The sequence below is a fragment of the Oceanobacillus alkalisoli genome, from assembly GCF_022213125.1.
Taxonomy (GTDB): domain Bacteria; phylum Bacillota; class Bacilli; order Bacillales; family Amphibacillaceae; genus Oceanobacillus; species Oceanobacillus alkalisoli.
This window is the reverse complement of sequence record NZ_JAKNRA010000015.1, coordinates 18696-45164: the sequence shown is the minus strand read 5'-3', so window position 1 is coordinate 45164 and position 26469 is coordinate 18696. Positions and strand designations below refer to the sequence as shown.

Here is a 26469-nt window from a genome sequence, read left to right as displayed (position 1 = left end):
TTTAGGATTCACTGTTGATTTTTTCGATGAGGGAGATGACTTCTTCTCCTTCTGTTGGGTCAATGCTGATTAGTTTAGTAGTTGTGATGATCGATTCGGTGAATATTTTCATATCTTCTTCACTGAAGTCATCTGGTGTGTTCTTTTCCCAGCGTAAAGGAACATAGTAACGATTAATCGTCCCGTCGCCATTCCCGCTGTAGGTTATCGAACCGTCAATTAATCGGGCGCCCGTCAATTGAATGACGTCTTCCGGATAGACAGCACTTGATTCGGCATTTGGATTAAGCGGCTCGCCTTTTGCAATATGGCGTACATTTAATTCATCGACATTCTGATTGTCTCCAAGCTGCAGCCATATACGGGCATATTCAATTTCTTCATTTGTATAAGCTGCTAGTGAATCTGATTTTTCCGCGTGATCTGTTAGAGTGTGATCTCCCTCTACTGCTGCGTCAGTTTCCGCTTCAGTTGCAAGGGAGGCACTTACTTCTCCCTTCTTCTCTTCAATCTTCTCTGCTTCAGCTTCTTCTATTTCCCGAGATGCATCATACTCTTCTTTCATTTGCGGATTGGTCTTATCTTCCGTACTATGCTTTGCCGCAGCTGTATCTTCATTACTTCCGCAAGCGGTGAGCAAAAGCAGGCATAAACCAATCCAAATTAAGTTCCGACTCCTCATTCCCTATATACCTCCATACCATATGTAGTCAACAACCCATGACCGTAAAAGCGGGGCTTGGGGTCAGAGCATTTGTCCCATTCCAGAGCGGGACAAATGCTCTGACCCCGTGTCCGGTTACGCTAAGGCTGTGATGCATTGTTGGTCGTTGTTTTTGGCGGTGTTGACGTAGGCGGAGACGGGGTAGGCAGTGAACGCTGGATCTTCGAATTGTTTTAGAAGTTCGCTTGCTTCTGCTGGTTCAAATTGCACTGGTTTAATCCATGCATCTTCTGCGTGTTTCGGCAGTATGATCGGCATCCGGTGATGGATATCCTTCATGAATCCATGCGAATCCTTCGTCAGAATTGTACAAGTAAATAACGTTTCATCGCCCTCTGTCCATTTATCCCATAAACCGGCAAATGCAAAATATTTCCTGCCTTCCACTTGAATCCGTTGAGGAATTTTCTCCCCGTCTGTTTGCTTCCATTCGTAAAAACTATCCGCTACAATTAAACAACGCTTCCTTGCCATCAGCTGTTTAAAACTGGGCTTTACATGAGCGGTTTCACTTCTTGCATTAATCATTTTATACCCAATCTTCGGGTCATCTGCCCAAGATGGCACCAGTCCCCATCGTAAATAACCAGCCCGCTTCCGCTTTCCATCATGAATAATCGCGAGCACTTGTTGACCTGGTGCTACATTATAGCTTTCATGAAAATCTTCTATCGGTTGTTCTAACGCAAATTCATCCAACAGTTCCAGTTGATCGCCAAGCAAAGTATATCTGCCGCACATTTATAAGTCCTCCTAAAAGATACTCAAATCCCAATGGCTCGCAACATGACGTAACAGGCGGATACCCGCGGTACTGTTTCCCTGTTTATCAAGGGCTGGGCCATACACCCCGATTCCGCAGCCATCCATAAACGGCAATAATTCATCCCGTGCCCGCGGTGGGACTGTAGCCATTATACCACCTGAGACACCACTTTTGGCAGGAATTCCCACATAGGCAGCAAACTTCCCTGATGCATCATACATTCCACACGTAAGCATCAGCACTTTTGCCAGTCTTGCAATTTGCGTTGGAATCACTTCTTCTCCGGTCATTTTGTCTATTCCATCGTTGGCAAGAATAAGTCCCAGCCTTGCAAGGTCTTCTACCGAAATTTCAATTGAACATTGTTTAAAATATGTTTCCAATGTTATTTCTAAATCAGATTCAAGTACTCCTGTTTCTAATAAAAAGTAACCTATTGCCCGGTTGCGGATCGAAGTCTCCCGTTCTGATTCATATACGTCAACATTCAATTGCGGCCGGTACCCAAGAATTTTCTCAAACAGTTGAAAAATCCCTTCCAGCTTTTCGTTTGATGTTTCACCCTCTAGTAAAGAAGTGACCGTAATCGCTCCTGAATTTACGAGTGGATTGAATGGTTTTTCAATTTTTTTCATTTCCAGGTGCATAATGGAATTAAATGCTTCTCCCGTCGGTTCGACATCCACCCGGTTCAGCACGTAAGATACACCACGTTGTATACAGGCGACGATAAAGGAAAAGACTTTCGAAACACTTTGGATGGAAAATGTTGTATCGATGTCCCCGGATTGGATCGTCATTCCATTATTTCCGATTATCATGATTCCCAGCGCGTTCGGATCTGCTTTTTCAAGCTGCGGTATATAGGAAGCAAGTTTACCGTCCGCTGTATGTTTTCGGTAAAATTTAACCCAGTCATCGACATAATTTTGCAGCCATTCCTGGGTCAGCTCTGTATTTAGATTTGTAGAACCTTGTACCATCCCAATCACCTCTTTACTATATTTTATGCAATCTGCAGCAAAAGTCTCTAAAGTTTAACATAAAGTGAAACTTCAATCCGTAGGGTTCTTTTTCTTCCTCACTGATTGTCAGTTGAACGAATCGGGCCGTTACAGGCTGTTAAACCCCCGCTTGGGGCTTTTGAATCGTTCTCTATTCTTATAGTGAGAGTTTTACAAACGGTTATACTGCGACAAATTTATCTCCATTGTAGCAAGCTTCCATCATTTATGGCAAAGAAAAGAGGAGACTGAAAACAGCCTCCTCTTTTTCTCTCTATGTTATTTCTCCAATCAATCATCATAAATATCCAAATATATTCGTATTTTGCTGAAAAGCCACATCAGCTCCAGCGCCCAGCGACTAGCGAGACTTCCTTCACCTCCGTGCGATAAGTTAACATCAGCTCCCTTTGGTCGCTGTGTTTCCTTTATCTCCTACGGTAAAATAGGAAGTTCGATTAAGATCGCCACGTCCTGTGGCAACATCGAACTACCTCCCGTCCTGGGAGGCACAGTCCGTACGTCGCTACGACGCACAGGATGTGCTAGTGCAGGATTTGCGACAGGACGTCGCGTACTTTTCCTGCAAGGGCGCTTCCTCTTTAGTTATTTACCAATAAACATTTGTGTCCAGTGGTTTCCTTGCTCTACGAATCCAACTCCGATGTGTGTAAAGTTGCCGTTCATAATGTTGGCGCGGTGACCAGGACTGTTCATCCAACCGTTTACTACTTCTTCTGGTGAACGCTGACCTTTAGCAATGTTCTCTCCAGCAGTGCTGTAGTTAATACCATAGCTCTTCATCATATCAAATGGAGAACCGTGGACCGGGCTATTATGGTCAAAATATCCATTTGTTGCCATGTCTTTTGATTTATCGCGAGCTACTTTACTTAGTTCAGTATCAATTTGAAGCGGAGCAAGACCTTGTTTCGCACGTTCTGCGTTTGTAAGTTCAACGACCTCTGCTTCAAATTCACTTAATTCACTTTGCTGCCCTGCTTCCTCTGCTGGCTGTTGGGCTTGCTGCGGCTGCTCCGGTTGCGGTTGTGGTGCAGCGGCTGGTGCCTCTGGTGTTTCCGGTTCTGCTTGTACCGGAGCTTTCTCTTGTGGCTTACTTACTTCTTCTTTCTTTTCAACTGGCTGCTCTTGCTTCTGTTCCGGTTGTTTCACTTCTTCTTTTCGCTGTTCAGCTTCTTTAGCAGGTGCCTTTTCAGCTTCTTCTTTTTTCTCGATTTCTTTCTTCTCTAACGTTACGAGTTTTTCAATTTGCTTCCAATCGAAATTAGTAAGATATTTCGATTGAACTCTATCTAATGCTTTCTTTAACAGATTAGAAGCATCTTCCTTTGTTAAACTTCCTGACTCCCCATTAATTGTGTAATGGATTTTATATGGTGACTGCTGCGGAGCTGACTCGGCATCTGCAGGAGATGAGAATGCACCTCCAAATGTCAAGATTGCGATTGCTGCAGTAGTTACTGTTATTTTGCGAAGCATGTTTTACCTCTCCTTGTATGTTTATTTTTGTGCTCTCTTGCTTGCAGATTCATATTATCACGACTTCTTTGTAATAATTAAGGGATAGATTTCCAGTGGATTCTGCCATTTTTAAAAGTCTTATAGAATTTGCGTGAAACTTAAGTTTCCTATCCTTTTAGAGTCCGTATAAAAACCGAAATGAAGGAAATTGCTAAGTATTATGGCAGGTTTTACTAAAAGAACGCCCTTGACACTCCCTAAATTCTGAGCTTTTATTACAAAAAAGGTGATTTTTCATTACAAGGGATGAGAAAATGTAATTGAAATGTTACTTGATTTTTCCCCCTAAACTGTCTTACGTTTAAGAGAGGCAATATATAATTGATAGAGGACTATCTGTTTGTTGACGGATTACCTACAACGTGAATAGACGAAATTACACATCATTGGAGGATTATAAATATGTTTTCAAATGCAGAAATTGGAATTGACTTAGGAACCGCAAATATACTTATTTACTCAAAAACAAAAGGTGTCGTTTTAAATGAGCCATCTGTCGTGGCGATTGATGTTAATACAAAAGATGTTGTCGCTGTTGGAACAGAAGCAAAAGAAATGATCGGGAAAACTCCGAAAAATATTATCCCGATTCGCCCGCTCCGTGATGGGGTCATTGCCGATTATGATGTTACCGCCCAAATGCTTAAAGTATTCTTAAAGAAAGTAAGCAAAAAAATTGGTGTCTCCATGCGAAAGCCAACTGTTGTCGTCTGTACACCAGCAGGCAGTACTGCTGTAGAAAGACGGGCGATTCATAATGCGATCTCAAGCTTTGGCGCAAAAACCGTACATTTAATTGAAGAACCCGTCGCAGCCGCCATCGGAGCAGACCTTCCCGTGGACGAACCACTTGCTAGTGTCGTTGTTGATATCGGTGGAGGAACTTCAGAAGTCGGAATCATTTCCTTTGGCGGTGTCGTTTCCTCAAATTCAATCCGGGTCGGCGGAGATAATCTGGACGAGGAAATCGTTCACCATATCCGAAAAAACTATAATGTTTTAATCGGAGAACGGACAGCTGAAAATATTAAAATGGAAATCGGTTATGCCCATCCAAACCATAAAGAGGAAACGATGGCTATCCGTGGTCGGGATATGGTGACAGGCTTGCCGAAAACAATTGATATTACATCAACAGAAATTCATGAAGCAATTAAAGAACCGCTCCTTAAAATTCTCGATGCAGTAAAAGCCACTCTTGAAGACTGTCCGCCGGAATTAAGTGGAGATATCGTTGATCATGGTGTTGTATTAACAGGTGGAGGCTCCATGCTTCAAGGCATGAAAGAATGGCTTGCAGGTGAACTGAATGTCCCCGTCCACATGGCGCCAAATCCACAAGAAGCGGTCGCGATCGGCACAGGCAAATCTTTAAAAATCATCAACAAATTGCAAAAAGCAGCGAAATAACGGGACATGGGGTCAGTGAACTTGTCCCATTTCAAAACTAAAAGCCTTCCGGGCAAATTACCTCGGAAGGCTTTTTCATCCTATTCACAACTTAAAGCAGCATTTCCTTAATTTCTATCCCTCTTTCTTTCAACGCAGCAATATACACTTCACCAGGGACTGCGCGCTCCGGGGGATAAACTCCCTTCTTTGCAATCGTTCCTGCAGCGATAAGCTGTGCGACAATCGAAATCGTACTCGCCGTCACCCGTGCCATTGCGGTAATATTCAGGTCCGTATCTTTGAACGTCTGCATCTCATACTGGTATGTTCTCGGCTCTCCAGCCTTCATTCCAGAAACGACAACCCGAAGTAATACCGCATCATCTTTGTCACCCAGATTTACAATCGGATCAATCGCCTGTAAGACGACCTTACGCGGATTCACCTTTCTTCCATCCACTTCCACTTCAAAATCCGCTTTAGTAAGATTCAGATCAACAAGTAACTTAAATTTTTCTGCATGTCCCGGATAACGAATCGTTTTATACTCCAATGTTTGCACGTCCGGATACGACTGGGTTAGCGTCGATGTTCCCCCTGACGTATGAAATACTTCCAATGGACCGAACTTTTCAAAATGAATTTCCTCGATTTCTGATAAAGAAGGAATTAATTTTTGTTCTCCGTCCCGAATGATGAGTGAGGGATCTGTATAATGGTCAAAAACTCCTTCCATTGAAAAGACATGATTATACCCAAGTGGAGGATCTGGCCGGACTGGGATTCCTCCTACATAAAGCCTAATTTCCTTGAGCTGATCGAGTTTACGTGCCCCGTAGCCTGTAAGAATGTTAATCATTCCCGGCGCAACACCTAGGTCAGGGATAATGGTGACGTTCTTACGCTTCGCTGCTTCATCTAAAGTTAAAACCTTGTCTGTCATCCCACCAATATGTCCGCCTAAATCTACTACATGTGTACCGACAGCCGCTCCCGTTTTTGCAACTATTTCGTTAAACGAGTAAAAGAGCGCATTAATAACAACATCAAACCGCTTCATAAAACTCTCCAATTCATCCCGGTCACTAGCATCAACTTTATAAGTTACAAGCTTTTCCGAAGCAATTGCCTGTTCCGTTCGCTTCATCTTTCCAGCGTCAACATCAGCGAGCCCTACTACTTGCACATCTTCACTGTTCACTAAATCCCGCGCAGCTTCCTTTCCCATCAACCCAGAACCGAGCACACCGATTTTCACCTGCATCCCCCCAACAATAGTTGTGATATCTATTATTCTTCCACATCAATTTGGGCACGTTGCAATTTCCCGCTATAATCAACATAAACAGCTTTCCATTCGGTAAAAACATCTAATGCTTGAACACCGGAATCACGATGCCCATTGCCCGTACCTTTCGTTCCACCAAACGGCAAATGAATTTCCGCACCTGTCGTACCAGCGTTCACATAAACAATACCTGTGTCCAGATCCCGCTTGGCCCGGAATACTTGATTCACATCTTGTGTGAAAATGGAACTCGATAATCCGTACGTCACCCCATTATTCACTTCAATCGCTTCCGCAAAACTTTTAACAGGTATGATGGAAACGACTGGCCCAAATATTTCTTCTTGGGCAATGCGCATCGAACTTGTCGCGTCTGTGAATAATGTTGGTTCAAAGTAATGCCCTTTCGTATAAGAATTCCCTGTTAAAACATGCCCGCCTGCGAGTAACTTTGCTCCTTCATTTTTTCCAATCTCAATATAACGCTCCACTTTTTCAAGACCTGCTTTATTAATAATCGGTCCGACTTTAATGCCTTCTTCCAAACCATCACCGATCGTTAAACCTTTCATCGCTTCCAGCAGCCGTGTTTCAAATTCTTCCTTCACCGCTTCATGAACAATAACCCGACTGCATGCTGTACAGCGCTGACCACTTGTCCCAAATGCACTCCAAACGACTCCTTCAACTGCTAAATCAAGATCAGCATCATCCATTACGATAACAGCATTTTTTCCGCCCATTTCAAGCGACACTTTCTTCAGTTGTCTTCCGCATTCAGCGGCAATATTTCGTCCGACTTCATTCGAACCTGTAAAAGAAATCACCCGGATATCTTCATGATGCACCAGCGCATCTCCAACCGTACCACCTGTCCCAAATACAACATTCATCACCCCTTCAGGCAACCCTGCCTCTTCAAAAATCTTCGCCAGTTCATATGCCATAATCGGGGTCTCTGTTGCCGGTTTCCAGACGACGGCATTACCTGCAACAATTGCCGGAAAGGACTTCCATGTCGCAATCGCAATCGGAAAATTCCACGGCGTAATAATCCCTACAACACCGATTGGCGCCCGCTCGCTCATCGCGAATTTATCCGGCAGTTCCGCTGGGGTCGTTTGTCCGAATAACCGTCTTCCTTCTCCTGCCATATAAAAAGCCATATCAATTCCTTCTTGGACCTCTCCCCTTGCTTCCTCCAGCACTTTGCCATTTTCCATTGTAAGCAGACGGGAGAGATGCTCTTTTTTCTCTTTCATGAGTGAACCGACCCGGTAAAGTATTTCAGCTCGCTGTGGTGCCGGCACAAGCGCCCATTTTTTCTGAGCACGTTTTGCGGCCGCTACTGCTTCAGCAACTGCCGCTTTCTCTGATAATGGCACTTGGACGATTTCTGCACCAGTCGCCGGATTATAAACAGCCGTCCATTCACTTCCCCCCACCCATTCACCAGCAATATAATTTTGCAATACTTTTTCTTCCATGTGAAAAAACCTCCTTCTATATTCTACTTTTATAATAGGAAAGCATGCTTCAAACTTTATTTTTTTACCACCTTTTAATTGAAAGCGATATCACTTCATCTATATACTATATTCGATATTTCTTTGCTTTTTCCTGTTTCATGTGTAAAATTACTACTAAGTATAACGGATATAAATGGAATTTAAGGGAGGAATGACTTTGCAACTTGTGACAGTAGACTTTGACGGAACTTTATTTCAAGGGGATTCTTTTAATCTAATGTTCCAGGCAGGGAAGAAAGAGTTCGGTATGAGAGAATGGTCAACCGTATTAATCGGCACGATTCAAGCGTTGTTTTTAGGAATGACAAAAGGTAAACATGCACTGCGGATTCATTTCTTCAAAGCTTTCGCCAAAACATTCAAAGGGAAGACGGAAAAAGAACTTGGACACTTTTTCGACGAGCTGATTGAAGCTGGAAAAAACCAGATTAACGAACCGCTCGTACATAAAATAAAGGAACATCAAGAAAACGGCATGCAAGTCATCATTCTTTCGGGAGCATTAAAGCCATTTTTAGATGCATTAACTGAAAAGCTGGGACTTACCGTTACGACGATCGGCACGGAATTATGTTTTGAACAGGATGGGAAATGTACGGGTGAAACTGGTCCGGTCATTAATGGGGAAGAAAAAGTTCAGGCAGTGACCAATTGGCTGGAAAAACTCCAGCTTAAGCCCGAAGAAACGGAAATCTGGGCTTATGCAGATAGTAAAAGTGATATCCCTCTCCTGCATTTTGTTGATAAACCGATGATCGTTAATCCGAAGAATGGTATGAGAGAGGTCGCTAAAATGAACCAATGGCCTATTTTTGGAGGGAATTAATAAAGTGAAACTTCATTCAGTAGGAGTTTCCTTATCTCCCTTTCTGCATGTTAGTTGAACAGAATCAGGGATTTACGGACTGCTTATCCCCGCCTCCTCATTTTGAATTTCCCTCATGTTTAGAGGTGGGGGGATTACAGACCGTTAATGTGTGATAAAACTTGGAGGTTAAAGACCGCCCATACTTGAGCATGGAGTGGTTCTCTTTATTTTCATTCCTTAATCAAAAGTAACTGCCAAGCTCTTAAGCTTAAGGGACGGGGAGCCAATATAACCTGACCCGCTCATTGGTGAAAATTCAAGATCTGCCCCGACTTCTTCAACATCTTGTAATACTTCAAAAAAGTTACCGGCGACCGTCATCAGTGTCGTTGGTCCAATGATTTTACCATTCTTTACATAAAATCCATTAGCGGCTAGAGAGAAATCACCAGAAATTGCGTCAGCCCCCGAATGAAGTCCCGCCAAATCCGTGATGATGATGCCTTCTTGCAGATTGCCATATAACGCCTCATACGCTTTCTCTGCGGGCACCACATACAAGTTTGAGGCACTGACCCCAATCGTTTCTTTATAAGACGATTTATAGCCATGTCCTGTAGAAGAAACACCGTCTTTCTTTGCCGTTTTTAAATTATGGAGGTAGGATTTCAGTTCTCCGTTCTTCACTAGGTTTAACTCGCTCGTTGGCACACCTTCTGAATCAAAGTTTCCACTATGCGTTCCTTCAGGTAAAAAGGGATTATCCAATAAAGAAACTTGTGCTGACGCTATTTTTTCATCCAACTTCCCTTTTAAACGTGATTGGCCTTTTTGAACCGCTTCAGCAGAGAACGATGATGCAAAGGTTGCGACAAGTGCCGCTGCAGCGGTATTTTTAAGAATGACTGGATAGGTTTGATTAGGATAAGCCTCTTCACCAAGATGACTTAGACTCTTTTCAACTGCTTCTTTCGCTATTTTTTCGGCATCGAGTGAAGCGAAGTCCTTCGTTATTTTAAAATAAAAATCTGACTTGATTTCTTCCCCTTCTTTTACAACGACAGAAAAGATGGCATATAAGAAGTTATTTCGATCGTTTAGCGTGAGTCCTTTGTTATTAAACAACCCTTTTTCAATAGATTGATCCTGGATTGCTGCATAATCCGTTTGAAAAACCCGCGGGTCATAGGCATAAATTTTCTTCTCGACTTCTTTTAAGAACGCAATTTTTTCTTCGGCTGTTACTTCATCAAGTTTTGGTGAATAAAAATCCGTTTCCTGATAAGTTGCACCCTCACCTGTAAAAAGCTCTTCAGGCTCCTCTTCTATCAATGGTGCATTTTCCTGAATACTTTTCAGCAAAAATGACACCGATTCCCCGTCCAGCTTCTCAGTATAAGCATAACCCATCTGCCCATCATAAAGCCCGCGAACAGAGACACCATTGACGGTAGAGGACTCATACCCATCTATTTCACCTTTAAAGATTTGCACAGAAAAACTTTCCTGTTTCTCGTAATACAGCTCTAAATCGGTAAACCCTAATTTTTCTCCTTCTGTAAAAAGCCGCTTCTGGAATGTTGCTAAATCCATTTAGTTTGCCTCCCTTCCACCGACCGTAATTTCACTCACACGGAGCATCGGCTGACCAACGTTTACTGGAATGCTTCCGCTTGATGCACCGCACATACCCGCACCATGGGCCAGGTTATTGCCAACCATATCTACTTTTTGAATTGTTTTTGCACCATTTCCAACTAAAGTTGCCCCACGTATTGGTTTGTCGATCTTTCCATCCTTCACGATGTATGCTTCATTTACAGCAAAGTTATAATCGCCCGTTGCCGGATTGACCGAACCACCTCCCATATATTTCGCATAGATGCCATGCTCCGTATTTGCAATGATTTCTTCAGGTGTAGATTTTCCTTGTGCGATATACGTATTTGTCATTCGGGAAGTTGGGGCGAATTTATAGGATTCCCGTCGTCCCGAACCGGTTGATTCTGCTTCCATTCTTCTACCGTTGAATTTATCAATCATATATCCTTTTAAAATACCATTCTCGATTAAGGTATTTTTTCTTGCCTTTTCTCCTTCATCATCGATGTTGATGGAACCCCATTCATTTGGTATCGTTCCGTCATCAATATATGTAACTAGGTCTGACGCAACTTTTTCACCAATCTTACCTGCGAATACTGAGTTGTTTTTTGCAACAGCTTCTGCTTCTAATCCGTGACCGCATGCTTCATGGAAAATAACTCCACCAAATTCATTATCAATAATTACTGGAAATTTCCCGCTCGGTGCAGGGTCTGCATGGAGCATCGTGACAGCAATCCGGGCTGCTTCTTTTGCATAATGATTGAGATCCAGTCCTTCGATGAATTCAAAGCCCTGATACGCACCTGGTCCATAGAACCCTGTCTGCATGTCTGTTCCATCCGATGCAACGGCTATAATCGCCATCCTGCTCCGTACGCGTTTGTCTTCTACAAAAGTTCCTTCCGAATTGGCGATTAACACGTTTTGTTCTTCATCGTTCAACCTGACAATTGCCTGGGAAATAGCTGGGTCGTAATTGGTTACAATATCACTAGCATTCCTTAATACAGCTAATTTCCGATTTTTCTCCACACCGCTCGGCATCAGCTGGATCGGATGAGCTGTTTCAATGGATTGTTTATCCAGTGGTAAGATAATCTCCTTTTCACTTTTCACTCCCTGAAGCGCTTCTGCGGCGGTCTTAGCGGCTTTTAGAAGACCTTCCTCGGAATAGTCGTTTGTATATGCATAGACACTTTGCAGTCCTTTAAAAATCCGAATTCCCACACCGAAATCACGTCCTGCTAAGCTTTTTTCCAGTTTTCCGCCTTGATAATGCATATTATTCGTAAATCGATCTTCCACAAATACTTCAGAAAAGTCGCCACCTGTTGTAAGTGCGGCAGAAAGCACATTTTCAATTAAAGCTTTATTCAGCATATGATTCCTCCTTTTTTTAATTTTTATAAAATACATACATTTATTATACGGTAAGGAGCACTTGTCTTGAAAGCGAAATGAAGGAAATTTTTCAAAAACGATTATCTATAAAATGAAGCTACAATAAATCGAGGTTTTTCTTCATAGTTGAGCGATTCGGGGTGAAACCAATCCGTTCTGTTTTTCGTATGTAAATAGAGAGAACAATCACGATGCTCGAAAATTGTTTGAATACAAGGGGCTGTAACGATGTTGCGTTTTTTTCGAAATTGGCGTCATCAGCGGAAATTAGGAAAAGTAAAACCTGGTGACGGACATACACTAAAAGCTTATCGTTTTTATCATCTGCTTTCCCGCTCACTTTTTCATATCAAATTAAATGAAGAAGATGGGGACCTTCACACTTATATGGTCAATGTTAATTATTTCAGTGAGGAATCAATTGCAGACCTTTACTATGATGGTAAACATATTGCCACTTCCAAGCTGCCGGCTGCTTTTCCTGTTCCCGGTGGATTCATCGAGGTTGAAACGACAACTTATGGTCTGAAACGTATGCATTTCATCTCTGAAGAAGGAAACGAACAACAACTCAGCCCACATCCTGGTTCGACAGAAGGACTCCGGATGAGGTTCGATCAGCGCTTTCCCAAGATAAGCAAGACGATTGGAATTCTGGCAGTTGCTATTTTACTCACATCCATTCTGCTTGGGTTACCGCAGCTTATTGCACTTCTTACGGAAATACCAATCGTTCAGGAGCATATCGGGACATTCGAATCTCCTATCATTCTACCAGGCTGGTTTAATACGTTCCTCGTTGTCGCGGGAGCTTTAGCAGCATTCGAGCGCGCCCTCACACTCCGGAATCATTGGCTAATTGATATGGACACCAGCTTATGGGACGACTTCGGTTAATCAACATTTGATTTTTAGTTTTTTCTCCACAAAAAAAACACCGTCCCTAAGGTTGGTGTTTTTTCGTTCTCATTTATATAATTTCCTAAATTCATCCCGTGCTTCTGCCGAGAGCGAACCACCGATATCCATCAGTTCGACAATATCTTTAAACGCTCGTTCCGGGATTGCCAAATCAGCAATTTCCTCAGCGGTGAAGCCTAAATTGATATCATCTTCCTTACCATCTTCAAGCTTATGGACAAAGTCCGGCTCTGTAACAAAAGGAGTCGACATTCCGACCATATCCGAATACTCCAAAGCTTCCAGTGCTTTTTCCGGAGAATTGATGCCGCCGCTCGACATGACTGGTACGCGCCCTGCAATATGGTCGTAAACGACTTTATTCATAATCTCATCTTTATACTTGCCCTGGCGAATAGTCTGTTTATAAATATTCTTCCCCCAGCTTGCAGTAGCCAGGTAATGAATATCCGCCACTTCCATAATCCGGTCCAGAAAATAAAGAAATTCTTCCGCACTATAACCAATTTCATTCCCGCGGGTTTCTTCCGGTGTCGCTCGGAACCCGAAAATAAAGCCTTCCGGTGCCTCCTCGTCAATCACCTTTTGCACAGCTTCCATCACTTCCGTCCCGAAACGCACACGATCATCAAGACTTTTCACACCATACTCATCATCTCGTCTATTGGAAAATGTTGAGAAAAATGTTTGAATCAGTAAGCGCTGGGCGCTGGATATTTCCACGCCATCAAAACCCGCTTGGATCGCCCGGCGAGTCGCATCCGCATACTGAGTTATGACTTTATTTATTTTCCGTTTACTCATCGGGATGACCGTATGTTCTACAGGTGTTTTAAGCTCTAGCTCACTCGGCCCATAGACGACACCGAAATCGCGGAGAGCAATTTTTGAAAAGCGTCCCGCATGTGTTAATTGGATAATCGCTTTTGAACCATCCTTTTTCATAGCCTGGGCTAGCTTCTTCAACCCTTCAATACTATGGTCATCATCAATACTGAAACCATATTCAAATAACTGGCCATATGTTTCAATATAAGCAGCTCCTGTAACTTGCATTGGAGCGGAACCTGCCCGTCGCTCGGCATATGCGATATCCTCCTCCGTCACATGACCTTCTCTCGTAGATGAATTCGTTATCATTGGGGACAACACAAAGCGGTTATCCAGTTTTATTCCATTTGGTAATGAAATTTCTTTAAACAAGGGCCTATATCTTTCCGTTGTCTTCATATTTATCACCTGATACCCTTCTAAATATATTTTATTTATCAACGCTTCCCTATCTGTACTACTATTTTTTCGTCAATGACTATAACAACTTGACCTCATTTATATTAAATCTATCACATGTCCGAATATTTTACCAATGTAAAACTTATCTTACCATGGTAGAAGTTTTATATGCTATACTGTAACATAGATTTAGAATTATAAAAGAAAGAGGGATAAATAATGAAAAAAAGAGGTAATTTCTTATTTATAGAGAAGCAGGATGACGTTTACACAATCAGTCTAACACCAGAATTACAAGATGATATTGGTACAGTTGGTTTTGTCGAATTCAGTACAGGTGATACTATCCAAGCAGAAGAGCCAATCCTGAACTTGGAAGCTTCTAAAACGGTACTGGAAATTAATACACCACTAACTGGAAAAGTAGTGGAGCGTAATGAAGCAGCGGTAAAAGAGCCATCGCTTTTAAACTCAGCTAAACGAGAAGAAAATTGGATTGTGAAATTAACGGATGTGGACGAAGCTGCCTTCAATAAACTGGAAGAAGCATAAGTATGATGAATCAAGAAGCTAGATTGGATTATCTCAACCACTATTTGCTTGAAGAAAATCCGAATGATGAGGCGCTCCACTCGCAAAAAGGAGCCCCATCTTTAGATGAAAAAATCGCTTTATTCCGTGGGCTATGCAATATCCGAGAGCCTGAGCCGGTCACGGAACAGTTTCTTGAAATTCAAGATGCTTTCTTAACGGAATGGAATCAAGAACGGAAAATAACTTCCTTAAAAGATTTAGAAGAAGTCAAACCGCAACTTTACATTTTCCAAGGTGATATCACAAGCCTCGCTGTTTCGGGAATCGTAAACGCAGCAAACAGTGAATTACTAGGTTGTTTACTGCCTAACCATAACTGTATTGACAATATTATCCATACACACGCCGGGGTACAGCTCCGGCTCGAGTGCAACAGAATCATGGAAGCACAAGGTCGGAAAGAGCCAGTTGGGAAAGCGAAAATCACCAATGCATATAACTTACCGGCAGACTATGTCGTCCATACTGTTGGACCATATATCGATGAGCGAGGTGTCACTCCGCTAAAAGAAGAACTCCTTGGATCTTCTTATCGTTCCTGCTTACAGATTGCAGATGAACATGGGCTCGAGTCGATTGCTTTTTGCTGTATATCTACAGGTGAATTCAATTTTCCTAACGAGCGGGCAGCGGAAATTGCGGTTCAAACGGTACAAGCATATTTAAACGCTACCAAATCAAACTTAAAGGTCGTTTTCAATGTGTTTAAAGATATTGATTTTGAAATTTATCGCAATATACTGGTTGGTAAAGAATAGGAGAATACGATGCAACGAGAAAATAATTATTGGCAGACATTAACGAAAGAGTCTTCCCTGTCTCAAGCTGAACTGTTAAAAGAATTAGTCGATGAAGCAGAAGCAGTTGTCATAGGAATCGGTGCGGGAATGTCCGCAGCTGCAGGATTTACCTATGTCGGGAAACGGTTCACAGACGCCTTCCCTGATTTCATTTCAAAATATCGCTTCTTCGATATGCTACAAGCAAGTCTTTTCGAATATGAAGATGTTCAAGAATATTGGGCATTCCAGAGCCGGTTCAGTCTGCTGAATTTCTTTGATCAGCCGGTTGGACAGGCCTATATTGATTTACGAGAAATGTTGACGGCGAAAAACTATCATATCATTACAACGAACGCGGATAATGCTTTTTATGCAGCAAAATATGATATGGATAAAGTTTTCCGTATTCAAGGTGAATACGGCTTATGGCAATGCGTGAATCATTGTCACCAACAAACGTATCAGGATGAAGCATTGATTCGTGAGATGGTAGAGAAACAAATCCATATGAAAGTTCCAAAAGAATTAGTTCCTTATTGTCCAGAATGCGGAGCCCCGCTGGAAGTAAACAAACGGACCGTAGAAAAAGGCATGGTGGAAGACGCCCATTTTCATGAACAAAAGAATCGTTATGAACAATTTTTACATGAAAATAACGGGAAAAAGGTTCTCTTTCTGGAAATCGGGATCGGTCATACGACACCGCAACTCATTAAACATCCGTTTCAGCAAATGACGGAAGAAAATGAAAAAGCCCTTTTCGTTACGATGAATCAGAAAGATTACTTCATCCCGCAGAGCATACGTCCACGGACAATACGACTGGATGAAGATATCGCAGAAGTGTTGCACACAGCAACTGGAAAGTAAACATTGGGGGTAAGGAACATGTATTTAATCGAGCAGAAACGGAATGGAAAATGGGTTCATGATCCAGGTACAACGATGGCTATCCAAGAATATGTGAAAGATAATATTTTTCTTGATGGTGACGTCTTATTCCCATACATGATGCACCCCGCTGTACAGATTGGTAAATTCCAAAATGCATATGAAGAGATCAATCAACCCTATATGGATGAACATCATATTAAGATTATCCGCCGGGAAACTGGTGGTGGTGCAATTTATCTCGATGACCGGAATATGAGCTTTAGTTTCCTGCTCCACGGAACGAATGATATTTATGGAAATTACGCTAAACTATATGAACCCGCTATAAAAGCATTAATTAAGCTAGGTGTTGATGAGAACTTACTAGAGCAAAAGGGTCGGAATGATCTTGTATTAGACGGGAAGAAGATTTCCGGAGCCGCAATGACGGTACAACAGGGCCGGGTATATGCAGGTTACTCCTTATTAATGGATCCAAACTATGAAGCAATGACGACTGTTTTAAACCCGAATCAGAAAAAAATCGAGTCGCATGGCATCCAATCAGTACGTAGCCGCGTTGGATCCATCCGCCCCTATCTCGCACCGAAACATCAAGATATAACTGTATGGGAATTTACAGATTATATGATTTGTGAATTACTTGGAATCCGAGATGTGAGTGAAGCGAAACGATATGAACTGACAGAAGAAGACTGGGCTGCAATCGACAAACTGACAGCCGAGAAATATAATAACTGGGATTGGATCTATGGCAGATTCCAGCAATTTGAATACCACTTGACCGAACGTTTTCCAATCGGTACAGTTAGTGCCGGTTTAACGATTGAACATGGTAAAATCGCTCAGATTCAAATTAGCGGTGACTTCTTTGGAACAAAGGATATTAAAGATGTGGAAAATGTATTACTGGGCGTTCGTCTCCGGAAAGATGAACTATTGCACGCCCTAGAACCAATCGATCTCACTCCATATGTCGGTAAACTCACGAAAGACGAATTCGTCAGTTTTATTTTAAGTGAATAAACAAAGGCGGAAGCGCCCGTTTAGCAACGTACAAACTGTGCCTCCCAGGATGGGAGGTAGTTCGATGTTGCCCCATGATGGGGTGAACTTAATCGAACTTCCATTCTTCTTTTTGAGATAAAGGAAACTCAGGCGACGATAGTGAGTTGATGTTGACTTTCACTACTTGGGTATAAGTGCGACTAAGCCTCACAAAGACCAAACGGCTAAGTCTTCTTTATCGAGTGGAGGAGTGTGAAGTTTGATAGTTGCTGGGCGCAGAGCGGACGTGGCTATCCTAGGTAAAACAGGAATAAACAAATGATGACCTGGAAAGAAGGATGATGTTGGTTAAATTAGGGATATTAGATTACGCACAAATTGATGAAGGTAGTAACGCGAAAGATGCTCTAGAGCAGACAGTAGAGCTTGCTCAGTTCGCAGAAAAATTAGGTTACAGCCGTTTTTGGATGGCAGAACATCATAATGTTCCTGCGTTTGCAAGCAGTTCACCGGAAATGATCATGATGCAGTTGGCAAATGCAACAAAGCGGATCCGACTTGGGTCTGGCGGAGTAATGCTACCCCACTATAGCCCATTAAAGGTCGCCGAAAATTTCCGGTTGCTTGAGGCGTTTCACCCTAATCGTATTGATTTAGGTATCGGCAATACGGTAGGAACAGCGCTTGTCAATCGGGCAATGAATGAACATAAAGGGGAAAAGCTTGACTATGGATCGAGCATTACAGACATCGCAGCGTATTTAACTGATGGTGTAAGCGAGGAACACCGTTTTGACGGACTCTCCGCAAATCCGGTTATTCCCACCGTTCCCGAAATATGGCTTTTATCCATGAGCATTCGTACAGCGAAGATTGCAGCTAAGCTTGGTGTCGGCTATACGTACGGCTATTTCCTTGGCGGTATGGACAGATTTGATATTGGCGTAAAGGCTGTCGAAACATACCGACGGGAATTCACAGCCTCCCGATTCATGCAGGAACCGAAAGTTTCGCTTGCCTCTTTTGTCATCACAGCGGAAACGGAAGGATTAGCAAATGAATACCGGGAAGCGCTGGATTTATGGTTGCTTGGGAATGATCAGTTCAGTCAGTTTAAAAAGTTCCCATCGGTGGAAACCGCTAGGAACTACAACTATTCTGCCGAAGAAAGGGAAAGCATCCAGGCAAATCGTGAACGGATGATTACCGGGAGTGTGATGCAGGTTACCGAACTATTAAACAGCCTGACCGACCGCTTGCAAGCTGATGAAGTGCTAATCGTACCACTGCTTCCACATATTACGCTCCGGAAAAAAGCCATCGAATTACTAGCAGAGGCGTATTTGTGATATTTCCAAAAAATGGAACGAATAAAAGACTCTTAATAACAGCCTTTTATTCGTTCCATCAATTTGTTTTAATCCGTACTATAGCGATAAATAAGTTCGAAGCTATCTTCATCAAGTAGTTCTGCAATATGAACGTGGATTCCATGACCAAAAGTCACTTCCGAATCTGTCACCGCAACAACCATTGCCTTCGTGTTGTTCCGTTTATCAAGATAAATATCACCAACATACGGTTGTAATGTTACGTCTTTCTCCGCCAAATAAGAAATCGATTCATCTTTTAAACGTTGCTCTTCCGGTACAAGCTCCTTATCGTAGTAGGCAATCTCCTGACTTGCTTCACTTTGACCAGGGACGAGCATAACGTATTCATGATGTTTCACTGCGTTGTCTCTTGTTGTCCTCACGTTATTTTCGTCAATTTTTTCTACCTTTTCAATTTCGTTTAGCGAATAATGATCAAATAAGTCTGGGGCAGGCTTGGTAATTAAAATATAATCCCCTGTTTCCGGTTTTTTATATTGATCAATCGTATAGCGTTGTCCGTAGAAAATAAAAGTATCATTATGTTTTGGTCGATATAGCTCAATGTCTGCTGCCCGTGTAAGTATCTGCTTCATATCTTTCAGTCGATATAAGTGTACCGATTGCCTGAACATTGGCTTAACTGAGTATACTTTATGCAACTCATTTTCATAAAAAACAAATTGTCCCTTACGAACCTGATATAACTTCATATACTACCTCCTGATTTCGTTAAACAAAAACGTCTCTACTTGTTCATGATTCACCACAATAAAACTTTCTAAACCTGATATCTACTGATTCCCGGAAGCTTCAACGATTAAAGACAATTCTTCCCAGCGTTCCATTTTAAGGTCAAGTTCTTCTTGTACTTCTTCTTGTTCCTTGAACAGACGCTGCACTTCTCCAGCATCGCTGCCAGCATCAGCAACCCCTTGTTCCAACTCGGAAACTCGTTCCTCTAGAGCCATTATATCATCTTCAATCGTTTCCCATTCTTTTTGTTCCAGATACGTCAATTTCTTTTGCTTTTTTTCCTTCACGATTGGTTTTTCCCGTTTTGGCAGCTTTTCTTCTGATTCTTTCATACGGTTTTTTTCCAAGTATTCGCTGTATGTGCCAAGATACCGCTCGATTTCCCCTGTTTCGGTAAATATAATTAACCGTTCCGCCACTCGGTCAAGGAAATACCGATCATGGGAAACCGTAACGACAACACCAGGGAAATGATGGAGATACTCTTCTAACACACCTAATGTTTGTGTATCCAAATCATTCGTCGGCTCATCCAGGAAAAGGACGTTCGGCTCTTCCATGAGGATTTTCAATAAATATAGACGACGCTTCTCCCCTCCCGAAAGTCTCCGAATATACGTATATTGCTCACTGCGGGAAAAAAGGAATCGCTCACACATCTGCTCAGCTGTAATGACGTCTCCATCGACAGTATGAACGACTTCAGCTGTTTCTTTTATATAATCAATGACACGCTGCTCGCCGTCCAGTTCTTCATCACCTTGTGTATAGTAACCGATTTTTACCGTTTCGCCTACTTCCACACTACCAGTGTCGGGTGCAAGGCGCCCAGCCATAATATTGAGCAAGCTTGTTTTTCCAGAACCATTCGGTCCGATAATACCGATGCGGTCTCCACGTATAATCAGCTCACTGAAGTCTTCAAGAACTTGTTTATCAACGAAAGATTTTGAAATACTTTCAAGCTCCAATACTTTTTTACCAAGCCGGTGAGAGCCAACCTGTACTTCTATTTCCTGATTCTTCGTGTCGAACTTCTTCTCTTGCAATTCTTCCACTCGCCCTATTCGCGCTTTTTGCTTTGTCGAACGGGCTCTTGCACCGCGCTTTAGCCACGCAAGTTCCCGGCGGAGGAGATTATGATGTTTTGCTTCACTTTCCCGTTCCAGTTCTTCACGTTCCGCTTTCTTCTCAAGGAAAAATTCATAGTTTCCTTCATACGAATAAAGATTTCCATTATCTAATTCAAAAATTCGATTCGTCACCCGATTTAAAAAGTAACGGTCATGGGTTACGAGCAAAAGCGCTCCCGGATACGTTTGCAAGTACTTTTCCAGCCATTCCACTGTTACATGATCAAGATGGTTTGTCGGCTCATCAAGAATCAATAAATCCGCTGGTTGGATTAGTGCTTTTGCTAATGCAATCCGTTTCTTTTGACCACCGGATAGTTCTCCTGTTCTTTTTTCAAACGCGGTAATCCCTAATTTCGTTAAAATCGTTTTCGCCCCGGTATTCGCTTCCCAGGCATCTTGTTCATCCATTTGACGCTGCAAGTTCAATAATGTTTCTTGTAGTTTTTCGTTTTCAGGTTCCATCTGAAGTTCTAATAATGCATGCTCATAAGCTCGAAGCAACTTCATCAGCGCAGAATCGCCGTAATAAATCTGCTCGATTACGGTAAGTTGTGGATCCAGTTCTGGCTCCTGTGCTAAATATTCTATTTCATAATCTTTCGCTTGAGCGATCGTTCCTTTTTCCAAGGATGCAAGTCCGGCAATCGTACGAAGAAGTGTAGATTTCCCTGTACCATTTACACCAATCAATCCAATCCTTTCAGACGGGGAAATGGTAAAATCGATGGAGTCAAAAAGGATTTTATCTCCATACGATTTATATAATTGTTCAGCTGTTAGCATAAAAAATCCTTCCTATTCGGTTTTTTCTTTCCTTACTTTCAATAGACTTTTGACGACCATTACAATTAAAAACAGCAACCATGAAGTTACCCCATAAAAAATGTACCTGCTTGTATCTGTCATGTCATTATAGAAGAAAAACATTCCTAGCCAAACGACCGCAATCATACCTAACTGGGCAACTAAAAGCTTATTCATGCTTCACCCTCCGTTCATTACTCTTCTCCTACTAAGTTTATCTCACAAACACGAATATTTCCATTTAAACACACGCACAAAAGCGGAAGCGCCCGGATAGCGACGTACAAACTGGAGCACTCTACAAGGAGATAAAGGAAACTCAGGCGACGATAGTAAGTTGATGTTGACTTTCACCACAAGGGTATAAGGGCGACTAAGCCTCACAAAGATCAAACGGCTAAGTCTTCTTTATCGATTGGAAGAGTGTGAAGTTTGGGACTGGGCACTGCTCGCCCACCAAAGAATCTGCTAGTCGCTGGGCGCTGAAGCTGGCCGTGGCTGTTCCAGTAAATAAAGTAGATCTGTAATCTAATGTATTACAGTTACACACACAAAAGGCAAGCTTCAGCGCTCGCCTCGTTTTATATTATAAAAATGCCTTTTATTTACCTGGCAAGGACATCATGATATTCGACAGTTTCTTCCATTCGTTTCTTGGCAAATACACAAAGAGGCTTAATTTTCTTCTGATGCTCGCGAGCGTATAAAACGACTTGCTCCAATAATTCCCCAGCAATCCCTTGACCTCTTAACTCATCAGAGACATAAGTATGATCGATGACTACTAATGATCTACTTGATTCTACATATGTTATCTCAGCAAGCGGTGATTTTACATCTTCGCCTACGTAAAATTTATTTCCAGCTTTCTTAATGGTCGTTGTCATCTTAAATCCTCCTAAACATAAGTTCCTTTCTATTATAACTCATAATTATTACTTTTTGTGAAAACATCAAAAAAATATTCATATAAAATTTACATCAGCTTCATAATACGCTAATATACTTATTTTAGAATTAGCAGTAAAGAACTAGAACATGACTAAGCTCTCTCGGAATGGAAGAATAACAGTTTCTATTTTCTCCGGTCTGTGGACTTCCTGTGCGTTTCCTTACCTTCTCGCTGAATGTTAGTTGAACGTTATCGTAACAGCTTTAATTTTTATTGACAATGCATACTTATCAGTTTCCCTCTCCCGTCATTTTTGTTACGTTTAAGTATAGGAGGCGATATAAGATGCAACAACTCGCTTTTGAAGCAGCCTGGGATAAGACGATTGCCCCGATTGACCGTGCAAATATTATATCTCTATTTCAGGAAACAGTTGATAAAAACGAGCAAGATCTTGTAACGGTACCGATTAGACAAGCAGTTAATCATAACGAAGATTTACTTGTTATGGTGCTCATCCATAATTTTTCAAATGCTGATTTTCCCTTGACGGATATCCATGCTTCCTATACAGAGGCGGATGAATTAATCGCCGAACTTGATTTTTCATTTCCACAGCTGAATATACGACAGAAGACGAGCATGCCTTGGACGTTTATTTTCCCTAAGGTGACTTGGCAAAAGTCTCCTTCCTTTGAAAATGGCAGACTCCAAGTTAGTAAAAAAAAGAAAAATTAGTAAATGGGTGAAATTTTGCAATTATTAATGATACAATAGGTAAAAGCTAAATATTCTAGCGCTTAATACAAAGGAAAGAGGAGTGGAATGCATGCAGGAAAAACATTTAGAAAGAATTCGAAATGGAAAAGGTTTCATTGCAGCACTTGACCAAAGTGGTGGAAGTACACCGAAAGCCCTGAAAAATTATGGTATAGCAGAAGATGCATACGGTAACGAAGACAAGATGTTCGATCTCGTTCATGATATGCGTACCCGGATTATAACTTCACCAGCCTTTAACTCTGAACGTATTCTTGGCGCAATATTATTTGAACAGACAATGGATCGTCGTATCGAAGGGAAATTCACCGCAGACTATTTAGCAGAAGATAAAGGGATTGTCCCGTTTCTGAAAGTGGACAAAGGGCTTGCTGAGAAGTCAGATGGCGTCCAGCTCATGAAACCGATCACCGACCTGGATGAGTTGCTGAAACGAGCAAATGAACGGAATATTTTCGGTACGAAGATGCGCTCTGTCATCAAACAGGCAAACCCCGAAGGTATTCAAAAAATTGTCGAGCAGCAATTCGATATTGGGAAAGAAATACTTGCTGCCGGTTTAGTTCCAATCATTGAACCTGAGGTAGATATTTTCAGTGAAGACAAATCCCAATCAGAAGAGATTTTGAAGGAAGAAATATTAAAACAACTAAATGAATTAGCTGATGGACAGGATGTTATGCTGAAGCTGTCGATTCCTACCGTAGCCAACCTTTACAAAGAAGTCGTTGCCCACCCACGCGTCAATCGGATTGTTGCTTTATCGGGAGGTTACCCACTGGTTGAAGCAAATGAGAAACTGAAAGAAAATGATGGTGTCATTGCGAGCTTCTCAAGGGCGCTCACGCAGAATCTCAATGTCAATCAAACCGACGAAAGCTTTAACCAAGCTTTAAACGAAGCAGTGGAAACCATTTATGATGCTTCTGTAAATAAAAATTAAAACATTGGATATGAAAATCCTTTCTACCTAAAGTGTAGGAAGGATTTTTTTATTTATCTTAAATGACCTGGATGAATTTCATCATTACCAAAGTCGGCTTTTCCATCACCATATGTAGTTGGGAACGAACCAACTCAACTACATATGGTGATGGTGAAGCATAAAAACGTATTATGACATTCATTAACCTATTGACGTGATAACCAACAACTGATATGGTTATACACATAAGTATATAACCACATTACCAGAACGGTCAAAGGAGGGTTGTTCATTGAAACATCTACTACAAGAGGATAAACCAATTTATCTTCAAGTACGTGAACAAATCGAAGACCAAATTATCAATAAGCAATTACAAGCGGGGGACCAGGCTCCTTCCACGAATCAGCTTGTGAATTTTTATAAAATCAATCATGCGACGGTATCAAAAGGAATCAATCGGCTTGTTGAAGATGGAATTTTATTTAAGAAAAGAGGGATTGGTATGTTCGTTGCGGAAAGAGCTAGAGAACAGTTGCTTGAAAAACGACGGCATATGTTCGTCGAGGATTATATCGTCACCCTCGTGCAAGAGGCTAAGAAGCTGGAAATTACAGAAGAAGAAATACTGAAGTTTATTAAACAAGTTAAAGGAAGTGAGAAATAATGAATATAACGGCAACAAATCTTCATTTCTCCTATGGTCGAGATGTTGTGCTGAAAGATATTAATTTTGAATTGAATGAACCGAAGATATATGGCCTCCTAGGCAGAAATGGTGCGGGGAAAACATCACTTCTTTCCATCATCGGCTCTTTCCGGGAACCATCCTCAGGCAAAATGCTCATCAATGGAGAAGTCCCATTTGAAAATGCGGAAATCATGCAGCAAGTTGCTTTCCTGTACAGTAAAGATAATAGCGGAGAGACCGATAATGTAAAGACATTGCTGAAAAGTTTACAGCTCTATCGCCCCCATTTCGATTATGAATATGCACTTGAATTAGTGAAGAAGTTTAAAGTGGATGTAAAGAAAACGTTAGCCAAATTGTCCACCGGGAAACAATCAGCTTTCAATGCGATTGTTGGTCTTGCCAGCAGAACACCGATCACCATGTTTGATGAAGTCTATCTCGGAATGGATGCGCCGGCGCGGGATTTATTTTATAAGGAATTGCTAAAGGAACAAGAACGTCATCCACGGATTATGATCCTCTCCACACATCTAGTTTCTGAAATGGATTATCTGTTTGATGAAGTGCTTATATTAAAAGAGGGCAGGCTTCTTCTTCATGAATCATATGAAGAGTTGCTTTCTCATGGAGTTAACCTGATCGGCAGCAAAGAAGCAATAGACACCCTCAGCAGAAATAAGGAAATTATTCATCGTGAGCAATTGGGAGATACCCATTCGGTAAGTCTATATGGAGAATTCAATGATATGGAGCGGCAACACGCGAAAGAACAAGGTCTGCAAATTAGCAATATTTCATTGCAAGACTTGTTTATTCAACTAACAAAGGGGGATGAAGATAATGAATAAGCCGGTACAAATCCGTCAAGTAGCCTTCATCATGTTACAATCACAGCTTACTTGGACCCTTTGGTATATTGGAATTCTAGTAATTATAAATATTGCTAGGCTGATATTTCGTGCAGACGGGATAGATACCTTTTACAATCATGCCTTCGTTGCGAGCAATGTATATATGCTTGTAATCGGGATTGTTGTCATTTCATTTATGCCGTATTTTGTAGAGATTGGAGTAACACGGAAAAATTATTTTTATGGGAATACAATCGCAAGTCTCTGTCTATCCATATTAATTCCAGTCTTTGCTTATGTACTCACAATTTTTGAGAAATTGATTTTAGGTAATTTTAAAGAACCGAATTTTAATATCAAATCCGCTGCAGATGGCAATTTCATTGGCGATTTGTTGCAAAGTATTTTAATTACGCCTTATGTTGATGTGGAGACGAATATATTGCTGTCCCTTGCAGTGTTTAGTTTAAATATCTTTGCATTTTATTTGATCGGCTGGTTGATTGGTGCAGCATTTTATCGGCTTGGGGTGATCGGCGGGATTTTAGTTATCGCCATCGGCATCGTCCTTATTACTGCAAAAGACTCCATGCAGCGTATCGCAATGGACTTGCCGCTGTTTGAAACCTATGCCTTCTTTGATGCAGTTCCAAGTAATATTGCTTATATACTACTTGTGGTTGTCATGCTCATTCCACTAATCCTTATTCGAACATTGACAAAAAGAGCACCGATTAAAATCTAAAAAAGAGGGGTCAGCTCCC

At 41.7% G+C, this 26469-nt stretch carries 26 protein-coding genes; 13 read left to right on the top strand and 13 right to left on the bottom strand.

Features of this window, described 5'->3' with window-relative positions; all coding sequences use genetic code 11:
- Position 1: 1 nt before the first annotated feature.
- The 4 genes from L3V42_RS15495 to L3V42_RS15480 form a co-directional block, all read right to left on the bottom strand.
- Positions 2-682: a YdeJ family lipoprotein gene (locus L3V42_RS15495; protein WP_238472397.1), complete on the bottom strand. Its 681-nt coding sequence runs from the start codon at positions 680-682 to the stop codon at positions 2-4.
- A 117-nt stretch (positions 683-799) separates the two neighbouring features.
- Positions 800-1465 (bottom strand): SOS response-associated peptidase, encoded by a 666-nt coding sequence (locus tag L3V42_RS15490; RefSeq protein WP_235762769.1) that lies wholly within the window; start codon positions 1463-1465, stop codon positions 800-802.
- A 12-nt stretch (positions 1466-1477) separates the two neighbouring features.
- Complete coding sequence (locus L3V42_RS15485) at positions 1478-2473, bottom strand: glutaminase (RefSeq protein ID WP_238472396.1); 996 nt, start codon at positions 2471-2473, stop codon at positions 1478-1480.
- A gap of 627 nt (positions 2474-3100) precedes the next feature.
- Complete coding sequence (locus L3V42_RS15480; protein WP_235762771.1) at positions 3101-3994, bottom strand: CAP domain-containing protein; 894 nt, start codon at positions 3992-3994, stop codon at positions 3101-3103.
- Between the two features lie 444 nt (positions 3995-4438).
- Here L3V42_RS15480 and mreBH point away from each other — a divergent pair, with 444 nt between their 5' ends.
- Complete coding sequence (mreBH, locus tag L3V42_RS15475; protein ID WP_235762772.1) at positions 4439-5446, top strand: rod-share determining protein MreBH; 1008 nt, start codon at positions 4439-4441, stop codon at positions 5444-5446.
- Positions 5447-5537: 91 nt separating this feature from the next.
- Here the strand turns inward: mreBH and L3V42_RS15470 are convergent, their stop codons facing one another.
- Positions 5538-6686: a saccharopine dehydrogenase family protein gene (locus tag L3V42_RS15470; RefSeq protein ID WP_235762773.1), complete on the bottom strand. Its 1149-nt coding sequence runs from the start codon at positions 6684-6686 to the stop codon at positions 5538-5540.
- Between the two features lie 32 nt (positions 6687-6718).
- On the bottom strand, positions 6719-8203 hold the full coding sequence (locus L3V42_RS15465; RefSeq protein ID WP_238472395.1) for an aldehyde dehydrogenase family protein: 1485 nt from the start codon (positions 8201-8203) through the stop codon (positions 6719-6721).
- Between the two features lie 208 nt (positions 8204-8411).
- On the opposite strand from L3V42_RS15465, the gene L3V42_RS15460 reads away from it, so the two are divergent.
- Positions 8412-9071 (top strand): HAD family hydrolase, encoded by a 660-nt coding sequence (locus tag L3V42_RS15460; RefSeq protein WP_235762850.1) that lies wholly within the window; start codon positions 8412-8414, stop codon positions 9069-9071.
- A 219-nt stretch (positions 9072-9290) separates the two neighbouring features.
- Here the strand turns inward: L3V42_RS15460 and L3V42_RS15455 are convergent, their stop codons facing one another.
- Both L3V42_RS15455 and L3V42_RS15450 read right to left on the bottom strand, forming a co-directional pair.
- A complete protein-coding gene (locus tag L3V42_RS15455) occupies positions 9291-10646 on the bottom strand; it encodes a TldD/PmbA family protein (RefSeq protein ID WP_235762775.1) in 1356 nt (451 codons plus the stop codon).
- Entirely contained in the window at positions 10647-12041 is a 1395-nt protein-coding gene (locus L3V42_RS15450; protein ID WP_238472394.1) for a TldD/PmbA family protein, read from the bottom strand.
- A 249-nt stretch (positions 12042-12290) separates the two neighbouring features.
- On the opposite strand from L3V42_RS15450, the gene L3V42_RS15445 reads away from it, so the two are divergent.
- Positions 12291-12959, top strand: coding sequence for a hypothetical protein (locus tag L3V42_RS15445; RefSeq protein ID WP_238472393.1), 669 nt, complete (start codon positions 12291-12293; stop codon positions 12957-12959).
- Between the two features lie 69 nt (positions 12960-13028).
- Here L3V42_RS15445 and L3V42_RS15440 read toward each other — a convergent pair whose 3' ends face one another.
- Positions 13029-14213 (bottom strand): NADH-dependent flavin oxidoreductase, encoded by a 1185-nt coding sequence (locus L3V42_RS15440; protein WP_238472422.1) that lies wholly within the window; start codon positions 14211-14213, stop codon positions 13029-13031.
- Positions 14214-14435: 222 nt separating this feature from the next.
- Between L3V42_RS15440 and L3V42_RS15435 the strand changes: the two genes are divergently transcribed.
- From L3V42_RS15435 to L3V42_RS15415, 5 genes are all read left to right on the top strand, one after another.
- Entirely contained in the window at positions 14436-14768 is a 333-nt protein-coding gene (locus L3V42_RS15435; RefSeq protein WP_238472392.1) for a glycine cleavage system H family protein, read from the top strand.
- 2 nt (positions 14769-14770) lie between these two features.
- A complete protein-coding gene (locus L3V42_RS15430) occupies positions 14771-15568 on the top strand; it encodes a protein-ADP-ribose hydrolase (protein ID WP_439651900.1) in 798 nt (265 codons plus the stop codon).
- A gap of 9 nt (positions 15569-15577) precedes the next feature.
- Complete coding sequence (locus tag L3V42_RS15425) at positions 15578-16462, top strand: SIR2 family NAD-dependent protein deacylase (protein WP_238472391.1); 885 nt, start codon at positions 15578-15580, stop codon at positions 16460-16462.
- Between the two features lie 18 nt (positions 16463-16480).
- Positions 16481-17512: a lipoate--protein ligase gene (lplA, locus tag L3V42_RS15420; protein ID WP_238472390.1), complete on the top strand. Its 1032-nt coding sequence runs from the start codon at positions 16481-16483 to the stop codon at positions 17510-17512.
- Positions 17513-17835: 323 nt separating this feature from the next.
- Positions 17836-18843 carry an LLM class flavin-dependent oxidoreductase gene (locus L3V42_RS15415; RefSeq protein ID WP_369412910.1) on the top strand — a complete coding sequence of 336 codons (1008 nt, stop codon included), beginning with the start codon at positions 17836-17838 and terminating at the stop codon, positions 18841-18843.
- Positions 18844-18911: 68 nt separating this feature from the next.
- Here L3V42_RS15415 and L3V42_RS15410 read toward each other — a convergent pair whose 3' ends face one another.
- From L3V42_RS15410 to L3V42_RS15395, 4 genes are all read right to left on the bottom strand, one after another.
- A complete protein-coding gene (locus L3V42_RS15410; protein ID WP_235762781.1) occupies positions 18912-19580 on the bottom strand; it encodes a hypothetical protein in 669 nt (222 codons plus the stop codon).
- An 81-nt stretch (positions 19581-19661) separates the two neighbouring features.
- Entirely contained in the window at positions 19662-21542 is a 1881-nt protein-coding gene (locus L3V42_RS15405) for an ABC-F family ATP-binding cassette domain-containing protein (protein ID WP_238472389.1), read from the bottom strand.
- A 12-nt stretch (positions 21543-21554) separates the two neighbouring features.
- Entirely contained in the window at positions 21555-21740 is a 186-nt protein-coding gene (locus L3V42_RS15400; RefSeq protein WP_235762783.1) for a hypothetical protein, read from the bottom strand.
- A 428-nt stretch (positions 21741-22168) separates the two neighbouring features.
- Entirely contained in the window at positions 22169-22450 is a 282-nt protein-coding gene (locus L3V42_RS15395) for a GNAT family N-acetyltransferase (protein WP_238472388.1), read from the bottom strand.
- A 350-nt stretch (positions 22451-22800) separates the two neighbouring features.
- On the opposite strand from L3V42_RS15395, the gene L3V42_RS15390 reads away from it, so the two are divergent.
- The 5 genes from L3V42_RS15390 (at position 22801) to L3V42_RS15370 (ending at position 26450) form a co-directional block, all read left to right on the top strand.
- Positions 22801-23193 (top strand): SLAP domain-containing protein, encoded by a 393-nt coding sequence (locus L3V42_RS15390; protein ID WP_238472387.1) that lies wholly within the window; start codon positions 22801-22803, stop codon positions 23191-23193.
- Positions 23194-23284: 91 nt separating this feature from the next.
- Positions 23285-24178 carry a fructose bisphosphate aldolase gene (locus L3V42_RS15385; protein ID WP_238472386.1) on the top strand — a complete coding sequence of 298 codons (894 nt, stop codon included), beginning with the start codon at positions 23285-23287 and terminating at the stop codon, positions 24176-24178.
- 274 nt (positions 24179-24452) lie between these two features.
- Positions 24453-24827, top strand: a complete 375-nt coding sequence (locus L3V42_RS15380; RefSeq protein ID WP_238472385.1) for a GntR family transcriptional regulator — start codon at positions 24453-24455, stop codon at positions 24825-24827.
- Positions 24827-25702 (top strand): ATP-binding cassette domain-containing protein, encoded by an 876-nt coding sequence (locus tag L3V42_RS15375; protein WP_238472384.1) that lies wholly within the window; start codon positions 24827-24829, stop codon positions 25700-25702. The genes L3V42_RS15380 and L3V42_RS15375 overlap by 1 nt, the downstream gene beginning before the upstream one ends.
- On the top strand, positions 25695-26450 hold the full coding sequence (locus L3V42_RS15370; protein WP_238472383.1) for a hypothetical protein: 756 nt from the start codon (positions 25695-25697) through the stop codon (positions 26448-26450). The genes L3V42_RS15375 and L3V42_RS15370 overlap by 8 nt, the downstream gene beginning before the upstream one ends.
- The last annotated feature ends 19 nt before the right edge of the window (positions 26451-26469 follow it).